This is a genomic window from Croceivirga thetidis, assembly GCF_012272815.1.
GTDB classification, from domain to species: domain Bacteria; phylum Bacteroidota; class Bacteroidia; order Flavobacteriales; family Flavobacteriaceae; genus Croceivirga; species Croceivirga thetidis.
Genome location: NZ_JAAWWL010000001.1, coordinates 147,754 through 159,978, shown reverse-complemented (window position 1 = coordinate 159,978; position 12,225 = coordinate 147,754). Strand labels below are relative to the sequence as shown.

Sequence of the window (12,225 nt, the reverse complement as noted above, 5' to 3'; positions counted from 1 at the left end):
TTTTTTATTTTTAGACTTCTGCCAACCAATCCAATGAAGAAAAATTCTCAAGTAGCCCATTCAGATTCCTTTTTCAAGAGAAGCTTCAAGTACGCTCGTTTAAGTGGACCTGGTTGGATACAGGCAGCAGTTACATTGGGGGGTGGAACTTTGGTAAGTGCGCTTTACTTGGGCGTTATCGGCGGATTTGAATTTCTTTGGCTTCAGCCTTTGGCAATGCTATGTGGTGTGCTGATGCTTGGTGCACTTTCTTATATCACCTTGAGTGCAAAAGACCGTCCGTTCCTATTGGCAAAAAAAAGAGTTTCCCCAACATTGGCTTGGGGTTGGCTTTTGGCAACTGTGGTTGCCAATGTTGTTTTTTGTGCTTCACAGTTCGCCTTGGGCACTGATGCGGTTCAGAGTAATCTGGGGTTTGATGTCAACCCCTTCATCATTACAGCTATACTTTTTTTATTGAGTTCGACATTGATATGGTTGTTTTCTGGGAAAGGAAAAAGCGCGGTAATCATAGATCAAATTATCAAGGCTCTAGTCGCCATTATTGTTTTAGCCTTTATTGTAGTGGTAATTTTATTAATTGCAAAAGGGGAGGTGGCCTGGAATCAAATTGGCAAAGGATTAGTGCCTGATTTTGGTGCCTTGTTTCATCCAACAGATTCGTATCAAAAATTTATTGAAGCAACTGCGGACTATAAGTCGTTTTGGTCTGGCTACATAACCAGAAGTCAACGTAATATAATTATTGGGGCATTCGGTACCGCTGTGGGAATCAATATGACTTTTCTATTGCCCTACACCATTTTAAAGCGAAAATGGGGGAAACAAGATCGCGAACTGGCCCGATTTGATTTGGTTTTGGGTCTATTGATTCCTTTTGTTCTGGGAGCTTCTGCTTTGATCATTGCTTCTGCTTCCCAGTTTCATGCCAATGAAAACGCTTCTGTAAATGCACAGGCCTATCACGAAGTTTTGGATGCCAGACTGACCTTTGAACATCAAGGGTACAGCTCCTATCCTCTAGAACGAAAGGAGGAGCTAAGATTGGCCGTTAGCCCAGCTGATAAAAAATTGGCGGTTATGTTATCGAAACGTAATGCCAAAGACTTGGCTGTCGCCTTGGAACCCTTTTTGGGCAGATGGTCCCAATTGATTTTTGGAATTGGAATTTTGGCTATGGCCCTGAGTACCATGCTTGTTCATATGATGATGAACGGATATGCAATCAGTGAAGCCTTAAACAGATTTGGAAATAGAAAGGTTTTCTTTCTTGGGGCATTGATTCCCGCTTTTATGGGGCTGCTTTCCCCAATTATCTGGTCAGGAAGTATCAAAAGTGCCTTGGTGATTCCTGCTTCTGTAATCGCTACAACTTTACTGCCCATTGCTTATTTGATTATTATGTTGCTATTAAATTCAAAGTCAGCCTTAAAATCAGAGTTGCCCAAAAATAGGATTGCCCTGAATTTACTTTTGTTGACCGCTATGGGCTTTGCTAGTTTTGCTTCTATTTGGGCATTGTGGAGTAAAATGGGAAGCGCCAATTCTTTTGAAAGCTATTTTGCAACAGGTGGAATAGTACTTTTGTTGGTATTGACCGTTAGTGGTTGTTACAGCTTTTACCGAAGAGAAAATACGAATTCATGATTTTTGGAGTACTAGGTGGGGGAATGATAGCCCGTTTTCATGCAATGGCCATAGAGGCAATTGAAGGAGCGGAATTGGGAGGTATCTATGCACGTAATCCTGAAAAGGCAAAAGCTTTAGGTGAAGAATTCAATTGCCCTTTTTACAGTGAGTTATCCGATTTTTTGAACAATCCTGATATTGCAATAATTACCATTGCCACACCTTCTGGGGCCCATTTAGAACCAAGTTTGTTAGCTGCAAAGGCTGGAAAGCATATCATTTGTGAGAAACCCTTGGAAATCAACCCTGAACGTATTCAACAAATGATCAATGCTGCCGAAGAAGCGGGGGTGGTACTAAGCGGTATATTTAATCGAAGGTTTAATCCGGCATTGCAAGAGCTAAAAACAGCTGTGAAACAGAACCGTTTTGGGCAATTGACCTTATGCGATGCACAAATAAAATGGTACCGAGACCAAGCCTATTACGATTCAGGAGCGTGGCGTGGCACCTGGCAATTTGATGGGGGAGGTGCCCTTATGAATCAGGCCATACACACCATTGACCAACTATTGTATGTAGTAGGTCCGGTCAATCGTTTATCAGCGTCGGTGGCTACCTTGACCCATACCGGAGTTGAAGTTGAAGATACGGCGGTTGCACTATTGGAATTCGAGAATGGTGCCAAGGGAACAATCCAAGCTTCGACCGGCTGTTTTTCCTCCGAAGGACATCCAGCGCAAATTCAGATATGTGGTGAACATGGCTCTGTCTTTTTAAAGGACGAAAAATTCAGTGTTTGGGATTTTAAAAATGGACTGCCTGTAGATGACAAAATTCGTAACTCCTTGATGGAAGGAGACGAAAAGCCCTTAGGAGCCAATGATCCTAATACCATCAACTATATCGGCCACCAACGAAATTTTGAAGATGTAATTGATGCCATTAAAAACAATCGACAACCGTTAATTTCGGGCAAGGAGGCGATGAAATCCGTGAAATTGATAACCGCTATTTATGAATCGGCAAAAAACAATGGTGCCTGGATTACACTGTAAGGAATCGAAATGGAATCGAATCTAAAAAACAAATACCTAAATAGACTCAGCGGATTTACCGATGAAGCTTCGCCATATTTGGAGGCTCAAATTAAGTTGACCCAAGAACTCGGTTGGCAGTATATTTCTGCAAGAACTGTTGGTGACGCAAATATTCACGAGATTTCCGATGAAGCATTTGAAAAAGTGGTTAGTACATTAGAAGAGGCCAATTTGAAAGTTGCCGAGTTCGGCAGTCTCATTGGTAATTGGGCAAAGCATATTAAATCTGATTTTGATATCACCAAAAAAGAAATAGAACGTTGTATTCCGAGAATGAAACGTTTAGGTGTTAGCTATGTCAGGGTCATGTCGTATGCCCAAGAACCTTGGGGAGAGGACCAATATGAAAAAGAACGGTTCAAGAGATTGAATTATATCGTACAGCGATTCAAAGATGAGGACTTAACAGCATTACACGAAAACTGCATGAACTGGGGTGGTTTTTCTGCAGAACATACACTACGACTTTTAGATGAGGTTGCAGATTTGCAATTGGTTTTCGACACCGGCAATCCCATATTTCAAAGAGACCGTTCAAAAGAACCACCCTATCCATGGCAAAGTACACTAGAGTTTTACCACCAAGTCAAACATGCTATTGCTCATGTGCATGTAAAAGATGCAGTGATATCTGCGGATGATACGCCCAACTACACTTTTGCCGGGGAAGGCCATGGCCACATTAAAACCATTATTGCTGATTTAATGGCCAACGGTTATGAAGGTTTATTTGCGATTGAGCCTCATATGGGTAAGGTTTTTCATGATGCGTCACAGAACCAAGACGATAATTTTGCGTACAATATCTATAAAGAATATGCCCAACGATTTGAAAAGATGGTAGCTGAAATTCTCAGTTAAAACCCAAAGTAACTTTTGGCGTTGTTATAGCAAATATCCTCCACTAGTTGACCTATCCAATTAATATCATTTGGTAGTTCGCCATTTTCAATATCCTGCCCCAAAAGATTGCAAAGGATTCTTCTAAAATACTCATGTCTAGGAAAGGATAAGAGGCTGCGACTATCTGTAAGCATACCAATAAATCGGCTTAGTAAACCCATATTGCTCAGGGTATTGATTTGTTTCTCCATCCCATCTTTTTGGTCAAGAAACCACCAGGCCGAGCCCCATTGAATCTTGGCTGCCATGCTGCCGTCATTGAAATTTCCGGCCATGGTTGCAAAGACCTCATTGTCTTTAGGATTCAAATTGTATAAAATGGTCTTTGGTAGGGAATCAATTTTATCCAATCGATTTAAGAAAGCGGCCAAACCTGTTGCTTGTTCAAAATCACCGATACTATCCGTGCCGGCATCTGCACCTACTAGGCGCATTAATCTATCACTATTGTTACGGAGCGCACCCAAATGAAACTGCATGGTCCAGTTTTTACGGTTATAGATTTGTGCCAATTCATGCAAGCAAGTCATTTGAAATAGTGCAGCTTCCTCTTGGGTGAGAGTTTTTCCATCCCTCTTTTTCCCAAGGATGCCATCAAGCTTTTTTTCTGAAGGTGAAATTGCAAATAATTGGGCCATACCATGGTCTGCCAATTGACATCCTTTAGCATCAAAAAAATCAATCCTCTTTTCCAAAGCGGAGACCAGATCTGTGAACGATTTAATTTCTGTGCCAACAACCGCTTCGAGTTTGGCCAACTGCGATAGAAAATCAGGATTGTCAATGGTAATAAGTTTATCAGGTCGGAAAGTGGGCAGCATTTTTAATTTTGAAGTACCACTGCGATGGGTCTCATGAAATTCCAATCTATCGGTTGGATCATCAGTGGTACAAATAACTTCAACCTTCATTTTATCCAAAAGGCCTTGTGAATTGAAATCAGCTTTTTGTAGTTGTTGGTTTGTTTCTTCATAAATCTGGATGGCCGAGGTTGGGTTCAGCAAATCTGAAATATTGAAGTACCGTTGCAGTTCTAAATGCGTCCAATGGTACAATGGATTTCTCATGGTGTATGGGACCGTTTCGGCCCATTGTTGAAATTTATCCTTGGCAGTCGCTTTACCCGTAATATATTTCTCGTCGATGCCGTTAGCGCGCATTGCTCTCCATTTGTAATGATCTTCTTTAAGCCAAATCTCTGTGATGTTTGCATACGATTTGTTGGTGGCAATATGCTCTGGGTTGAGATGGTTGTGATAATCGATAATGGGGAGGTCGCGAGCAAAGTCATGGAACAGTTTTTCAGCGGTTTTGCTTTGCAAAAGAAAATTATCGTCTAAAAATGCCTTGGCCATACCGAATATTAAAATGTTGATTTTAGGATTCCCAATTCCAATCCACGTAGTTCTGCAAGACCTCGTAACCTTCCAATGGCAGAATAACCAGGGTTCGTTTCTTTCTTGAGGTCATCCAACATTTGATGGCCATGGTCTGGACGCATAGGTATTGCACATTTTTGATTTTTTGCCGCATGCAATAATTCCTTCATTACGGCAAACATGTCTACATCACCCTCTAAATGGTTGGCTTCGTAAAAGTTACCCTGCGCATCTCGTTTGGTTGCACGTAAATGAATAAAGTGAATACGGTCACTGAATTGACGTACCATTTTAGGAAGGTCATTATCCGGCCGCACCCCAAAAGAACCTGTGCAAAAGCAAAGACCGTTGGAACGAGAAGGAACTTGAGAAAATAGTTCATCCACATCAGCAGCAGTACTGACTATTCTCGGTAGGCCAAGCAATGGAAATGGCGGATCATCCGGATGAACGGCCAGTTTTACTCCAAATTCTTCAGCAACCGGTGTGATTCCCTTTAAAAAATAAATCAGGTTGCTGCGTAAAGTATCGCTATTGATAGAAGCATAGCTGTCTAAGATTTCTTGAAAAGCCGTTAGGTCTAATACACTTTTTGTGGTGCCACCTGGCAAGCCTGCAATAATATTTTTGGTCAATTTTTCTTTGTCCAGTGCAGACATTTCGGAAAACAATTTTTCAGCACGTTCAACTTCTTCCGGACTATAATCTTTGGACGCATTCGGCCTTTTTAGAATGTAGAGGTCAAAGGCAGCGAAAGCTGTGGCGTCAAAATAAAGCGCGGTTGAACCATCAGGCATGGGGTAGGCTAAATTGGTTCGGGACCAATCCAATACCGGCATGAAATTATAAGTGACTATTTTAATACCACAATGCGCGAGATTTTGAATGCTTTGCCTGTAGTTTTGAACGTATTTTTCGAAATCACCGGACCTTCGTTTAATGTCTTCATGCACAGGTATGCTCTCTACCACTGACCATTGCAGGCCCGCTTTTTCGATGGTCTTTTTTCGTTTTTCTATCTCGGCAATTGGCCAGACATCACCATTGGGAATGTGGTGAAGTGCGGTCACTATACCGGTTGCCCCAGCTTGCCGAATATCAGCGAGACTCACCCCATCATCAGGACCATACCAACGCCATGTTTTTTCCAAGCTAGTCATTTGCATCATTTGTTAAACACCACTAAAAGCACTAAATCCGCCATCTACAGGAATTACAACTCCATTTACAAAACTCGAATTGTCATCACAAAGCCAAAGTAAGGTGCTCATTAATTCTTCAGGTCGACCAAATCGGTTCGCCGGTGTTTGGTCTATAATCGTTTGGCCCCTCGCGGTAAGGCTTCCGTCATCATTTAAGAGTAAGCGCTTATTCTGCTCAGCAATAAAAAATCCTGGAGCAATGGCATTCACTCGAATGCCCTCTCCATATTTAGTTGCAAATTCTATGGCCATCCATCGGGTAAAGTTGTCAACGGCTGCTTTGGAGGCTGAATAACCAACCACTCTGGTCAAGGGTAATTGTGCCGCCATTGATGAAATATTGATAATACAACCCTTTCCTGCCTTTATCATTGGTTTTGAAAAGGCCATGCTCGGAATCACAGTGCCCAATAAATTTAAATCGGTAACCTGTTTGAATTGATCAATGGATAATTCGGTGAAGGATTGTTCCGGGGTAACTGTAGCGCCCGTTCGGTTTCCTCCCGCAGCATTGATCAAAATATCAATCTTACCGGTCTTTTCCATAATAGTCTCAACAGTGTGTTCGACTGCTTGTTCATTCAAGACATCGCATGTTAGGCTGTGAATTTGTACCCCCTGATTTTTTAACTGATCAACTACTTTTTTAGACTTCGCGGCATCCCTACCTAAAATGAAAACAGTGGCGCCATTTTCGGCCATACCTCTAGCAAAGGCAGAGCCTAAGGTTCCATTTCCACCAGTAATTACAACGACCTTGCCTTGCATTTTTTATGAATTGCGAATTAACGTCTTGAAGGTACTACATAAGTCGCAACCATAGGGTGTCAACGGCAAACTCCAATTTGAAATTTAGGTTTGTTGAACTATTGTCGTGTTTTCAGCTTTAAAAGCTGATAACTTAAAAAACACAACCAGAGGGTCCATCCCAAATAGAATAACCGTTGAATTATTCCCCAATGGTTATGAATAAATTCTGGGAAAGATGGTCGATTGAATATTAAAAATATTGAGCCCAACATTAACCCAAGGCATGCTGCTGACTGCCAACGAAATTTTATTACCTCTTTTTTTCGCCAAAATATAGTTACCAAAATTGGCCCGAGAATAATTAGAAGAATTGAATTGGTAAAAATCTGATACAACCCATTTGGGAATGGAAAAATGGTGCTCCCAAATAGAGTTATTGGTAACACAAGAATGGGTGCTATAGGCAAAATACTAAGCTTTAATAGTTTTAGTTTTTGAATGGCGCTCAAAAAGAAGAGTAGCAATAAAAAGACCATTATGAATTGAATTCCGGCCATAAAGGTTCCAGAATTGCTGTAAAATTCATCGAGTTTGGTAACGCCATCCTTTATAAAACTATGGTTGCCATGTATTCGGCTGGCAACAAGAGAACCAATCCAGAACAGAAGTGCTGTTGCATATCCTAAATACAATAAACTACTTTGATTAATGGACGCAAGGAGCTTTAGTTTTACAACAAGAAATAATAACAGGCCAATGCAAAAAATCAGAAGTGCTTGTAACTTTCTATTCATGGATATCCCAAAAGGTTTGTCATAATAAATCTTTAGAACATTATCTAGAATTTCCTCCTTTGGGATGACCAATCCATTGGTTGCAAACGCAATGGACAAGCCCTGTTTTGGATAATGGAATAAACTCGATTCAGAGGCAAGGTAACCCCCAGTATGTCCATACCCAGTAGCTAATTCTTGAAAGGAAGTTTTCATAATGCCAAGTCCGTAGCTTTCATTTTTTGGTATCATGGTTGCCAAACTTTCTTTTGATACAAGCTTTCCTGCAAACAAACCTTGAATGAACAAACCCATGTCGTTTGAAGTGGATACGATTCCACCCGCACCAGCGGGAATCAACCCGCTAAACTCACCTTCATCTACAGCGAACCAAGTCTTTTTGTAGGCGTACGTATTAGCTTTATTATCAATACTGTCCAATGCTCCAACACCGAAATAGGTGCTTTGAAGGCCGAGTTTTGAAATTATCCTGTTACCAAGCGATGTTCCATATGGACTACCGTCAAGTTTTTCGATGATGTACCCCAGAAGTAGGTAGTTTGAATTGCTATAGTTAAATCGAGAATTGGGTTCAAAATCAGAGGGATATTTTGCGATTTGGGCAACCATGAATTTTGGGGTCATTGGCTCTGCAATAGTTGCATCCCAATCTTCTTCAGTATCGTTTTGAGTGAAATCATGAATTCCACTTTTATGATTGAGCATGCTTTTTATAGTGATACGTTCTGCATTTGGAATTTGAGGATAGAACCGACTAAGCTTCGTATCTAGTGATAGTTTGCCTTCTTCAATCAATTGCGTGATCATGGTGGCCGTGTAGAGCTTAGTAATGGACCAAATTCTATAATTGGTAACCGTATCTGCTTTAATTTTCGTTTCACCAGAAATAGAACGAAAGCCTATTGCCCTTGAATAGATTGGAATTCCATTTTGTGCAATTGAAATACTGCCCATGATTAGATTCCGTTGTTCGAGGGAATCAAAATAATCATCCAATTTTTGGGTATTCAGGTTCTGTGAAAATAAAGCTGTATATGCCAAGAAAAACAGAACGGTAGCAAAAATTTTTTGTGTCATGCCATTTATTTTGATGACCCAAAACTATTTTTAATTGAAACTGATAAGCAGAAAAGTCACCTGTCATTTAGGTGACATTTAAATGACAGGTGAAATAATTAGAATAAGTTCGGAAAGAAGCTCAATAGCTCGTTTTCTTTTTCAATATCGATTGCTGTTCGTATAACGATAAGAACATTTACAATAACAATCATACAGTAAATAATAAAAACGGGTAGGGGTATCGCACCATTGCCCCGACCTATAAAGAGAAAGATTAAAACACTAAAAAAGAACAAAACAAAGGTGCTTACAATTTGAAAACTTATAATTTTTCGACCCGCTTGATTGACAGCTTTGTTTTTCCGGTTTCTCAGGTATATGATTGTAGGTAGTATAATATTCCCGAATGGTATTAACAAAACACTCAGTATGCTGAAATTGAGGAATTTTATTTTATCAATATCTGCTTTTTCAGCACCTTGGGGTTTTGCTAAATCAAACAGCTGATTCGGTGCTACGTTCAGAACTTTTGCCAAAGCTTTTAAGGTGTAGCTACTACCAGAAGTCAATCCTTTTTCCAAGCGTTGTATAGTTCGAATCGAAATACCTGATTGTTTAGAGAGTTCTTCTTGGGTAAGGTTATTGGTGACCCTAAGTTTGCGTAGTTTGTTGTCTTCTTTCATTAGGACTTAGGGGGGCTATATTTCAAAAATTATATAAAGTTTTAATTGAAACATTTCAACTATAAATAAAGATAAACGATTGAATCTAATTCGATTTATCAAATACTTAATTGTGTTTCGATTGTCTTTTCAGGGGTTGTTATCAAAGATCAGATAAGCGATAAACAACACTAAATAAATGGACAGATAGAAACGATAGAAATTTCGAAACCTTTTGTATTCCTTGTTTTCAGGATAGATATTGCCAAAAAGCCCCTTGATTTCCTTGATAAAAAGCGGTTTTATATTGATGGTCCAACTATCAGTTTGATAGACGATTTTACGGAATTTACTACGATAAAAACTCAAGGGCAGCCCCCAGGCCACAAAAAGTATAAACCAAATATTTTTACTTAGAAATTCCATCAACAATTACTCTTTAGGGAACCAAGGAATGAAGGCATTGGTCTTCTGAATATACTCTCGATATTGCGGTTTTGTCTCTTTTAAGGTCTTTTCAAGTAGGCTTACCCCAGAAACCTTGATGATCAGCAAGGTCATAATAATTGAACCTATAATCTGCCAGTAACCACCAGCTGCCATACTTATTAATGCATAGGCCCACCAGACTGCAGCATCACCAAAATAGTTGGGGTGGCGGGTATATTTCCAAAAACCAGTGTTCAAGACCTTTCCTTTGTTTTTTTCATCCCCTTTAAAGCGGGCCAATTGAAAATCGCCCCCAGCTTCAAAAGTAAATCCAATAAGCCAAACCACAATTCCCACATAGTCCAATAGGTTGAGGGTACCATCACTTTCACTGGCACTGATGCCTAAAAGGGGCAACGAAATAATCATGATTAGAACACCCTGTAACAAAAAGGTCTGAAAAAAACTGAACCACCAATAGCGCTCAGGGCCGTATTTTTTTCGGAATTCTTGATATCTAAAATCTTCCCCTTTACCAATATTTCTCCAAGCGAGATAAAGGGCGAGCCGAAGGCCCCAAACGCCCACCAAGAGCAAAATCAGCAGTTTTCTGGTATTCAGTTCACCTGACATAAAAACGTAATAGGTATTGACCACCACAAAGCCAAGACCCCAAAAAATATCAACGATGCTTACATTTTTTATAACAACACTCCATAGCCATAGCAGTGTTACAAGAACTAAAATAATTAAGGTGGCTTGCGAAAATAGGGTTAACATCTTTTGCGGGTTGGTCAAATTAAAGTAAGGTCGTTTTAAGTGCTATTATTTGAACATATTAACGACCATTCTAAACATTTACCGAAAGATAGCAAATTGCATTACATCCCAAATATTCAATTCAATCATTATAAACTTCTGTGATTATGGTCTTTAATTCGCACTTAAGGAATGAAGTTTACAAATAAACGAAACACCTGCAGTTATCTCATGTTTCGGGGTAGGTATTGTATTCAGTTCTGTAAAATAAAAATCATACACTGTTTCACGTTCATGTTTTAAAGGGGTTGGACAGAAGCACTTTTCAGTCCAGTTAACAATACCATTTTCATCTATGGTTGCGCTGTACATTGCTCGAATAATTTCTGGGCCATCAGGCCTTTGTTTTTCAATACTTCCGTCAATTAGTTTTTGCAGATATTCTAAAGTCTTGTCAAAATTGAATTTTGCACTCACTCTATAAATCATTCTTGTTCAATGTTAATGATGATTTTGCCGATTTGATTACCACTCTCTAATCGTTGATAGGCTTGTTTCACCTTTGTAAATGGAAAAGTAGAGTCGATTTTCAGTTTGTAATTTCCATTTTCAAGATGCTTGACAATATGTCGTCTTGCGATTTGAAATCGGTCTGGATTTCCCAATAGGTGATGGCCGCTATCGATGCCAGTGAATTTCAACGCTTTCATAAGCATCGGAAAAAGTGGCAAAGAGGTTTCGCTCATTGATAAAGTTCCATAAGAGACAATAATGGCTCCGAAACCTGATGCATCCGCCAATTGGGTTGTAAAAGGTCCCGTTATTGGGTCAAATGCGATATCGAATCCTTTCCCTGATGTTATATCAGCAATTTGGTCTGTCCATTTTTCATCAGAAGTGGCAACCACATAATCAGCACCCATTTCTTTCAAGCTTTCCGCTTTTTCTAGTGTTCTACTTGTTGCAATTACTTGGGCTCCGTGTAACTTAGCAATTTGTATTGCAGGAAACCCAACGGAAGAGCTGGCAGCAGAAATAAGAACGGTTTGGTCTGCATTTTTTTGCAAACCTCCAGCATTAACTAAGCCTTGATATGCGGTGCCAAATCCCATCCAAATAGCGGATGCTTCTTGCCAATTGATTAGAGATGGTTTTTTAACCAAAGAAGTGCTAGGTACAACAATGTAATTCCCAATCACTCCATATTTGTCGAATGCCATATTTGGAATGATACAAACTTCATCTCCAGTTTGAAAACCATTAACCCCTAAACCTAAATGTTCTATGATTCCTGCACCTTCGAATCCTATATGAGCAGAAAGTTCTGGTTTAATAGGAAAGCGGCCATACATAATCATTTTTTCTACATGGTTTAGACCTGCAGTTTTCATCTTTACCAAAACCTCACCAAACCCGGGAAAAGGGATTTCTTCGTTAGTAATACGTATTGCTCCAGGACCTGCAAATTCAATTAATCTTGCCACTTTGTTCATTGTTGTTCTTTTTTTTAGACAAAACTCCAAAAAGAACTAAATGCGAAACCGTAAAGTATTTTAAGA

The 12,225-nt window shown here is 39.7% G+C and carries 12 protein-coding genes; 3 read left to right on the top strand and 9 right to left on the bottom strand.

The window, feature by feature from the left end; all coding sequences use genetic code 11:
• The first annotated feature begins 33 nt into the window (after positions 1-33).
• Genes HCU67_RS00730 through HCU67_RS00720 form a run of 3 tightly spaced genes read left to right on the top strand, consistent with a single transcriptional unit; the run spans position 34 to position 3,590 of the window.
• Complete coding sequence (locus HCU67_RS00730) at positions 34-1,647, top strand: divalent metal cation transporter (RefSeq protein ID WP_168550698.1); 1,614 nt, start codon at positions 34-36, stop codon at positions 1,645-1,647.
• Positions 1,644-2,687: a Gfo/Idh/MocA family protein gene (locus tag HCU67_RS00725; RefSeq protein WP_168550697.1), complete on the top strand. Its 1,044-nt coding sequence runs from the start codon at positions 1,644-1,646 to the stop codon at positions 2,685-2,687. The genes HCU67_RS00730 and HCU67_RS00725 overlap by 4 nt, the downstream gene beginning before the upstream one ends.
• Positions 2,688-2,696: 9 nt before the next feature.
• Positions 2,697-3,590, top strand: coding sequence for a sugar phosphate isomerase/epimerase family protein (locus tag HCU67_RS00720; protein ID WP_168550696.1), 894 nt, complete (start codon positions 2,697-2,699; stop codon positions 3,588-3,590).
• Here HCU67_RS00720 and uxaC read toward each other — a convergent pair.
• The 9 genes from uxaC to HCU67_RS00680 all read right to left on the bottom strand — a co-directional run bounded on the left by uxaC (position 3,587) and on the right by HCU67_RS00680 (position 12,159).
• Positions 3,587-4,987 carry a glucuronate isomerase gene (gene uxaC / locus HCU67_RS00715; protein WP_168550695.1) on the bottom strand — a complete coding sequence of 467 codons (1,401 nt, stop codon included), beginning with the start codon at positions 4,985-4,987 and terminating at the stop codon, positions 3,587-3,589. The genes HCU67_RS00720 and uxaC overlap by 4 nt on opposite strands.
• A gap of 8 nt (positions 4,988-4,995) precedes the next feature.
• Positions 4,996-6,162, bottom strand: coding sequence for a mannonate dehydratase (gene uxuA, locus HCU67_RS00710; protein ID WP_210423653.1), 1,167 nt, complete (start codon positions 6,160-6,162; stop codon positions 4,996-4,998).
• A 21-nt stretch (positions 6,163-6,183) separates the two neighbouring features.
• Positions 6,184-6,981 (bottom strand): SDR family oxidoreductase, encoded by a 798-nt coding sequence (locus tag HCU67_RS00705; protein WP_168550693.1) that lies wholly within the window; start codon positions 6,979-6,981, stop codon positions 6,184-6,186.
• Positions 6,982-7,079: 98 nt separating this feature from the next.
• Positions 7,080-8,834 (bottom strand): serine hydrolase domain-containing protein, encoded by a 1,755-nt coding sequence (locus HCU67_RS00700; protein WP_168550692.1) that lies wholly within the window; start codon positions 8,832-8,834, stop codon positions 7,080-7,082.
• 98 nt (positions 8,835-8,932) lie between these two features.
• On the bottom strand, positions 8,933-9,499 hold the full coding sequence (locus HCU67_RS00695) for a helix-turn-helix domain-containing protein (RefSeq protein WP_168550691.1): 567 nt from the start codon (positions 9,497-9,499) through the stop codon (positions 8,933-8,935).
• Positions 9,500-9,628: 129 nt separating this feature from the next.
• A complete protein-coding gene (locus HCU67_RS16490; protein WP_210423592.1) occupies positions 9,629-9,904 on the bottom strand; it encodes a hypothetical protein in 276 nt (91 codons plus the stop codon).
• Between the two features lie 6 nt (positions 9,905-9,910).
• Positions 9,911-10,687, bottom strand: coding sequence for a DUF1295 domain-containing protein (locus HCU67_RS00690; protein WP_168550690.1), 777 nt, complete (start codon positions 10,685-10,687; stop codon positions 9,911-9,913).
• 153 nt (positions 10,688-10,840) lie between these two features.
• Complete coding sequence (locus tag HCU67_RS00685; protein ID WP_168550689.1) at positions 10,841-11,155, bottom strand: hypothetical protein; 315 nt, start codon at positions 11,153-11,155, stop codon at positions 10,841-10,843.
• Positions 11,152-12,159 (bottom strand): zinc-dependent alcohol dehydrogenase family protein, encoded by a 1,008-nt coding sequence (locus HCU67_RS00680; protein ID WP_168550688.1) that lies wholly within the window; start codon positions 12,157-12,159, stop codon positions 11,152-11,154. Before HCU67_RS00680 ends, HCU67_RS00685 begins: the two co-directional genes overlap by 4 nt.
• Between the last annotated feature and the right edge of the window lie 66 nt (positions 12,160-12,225).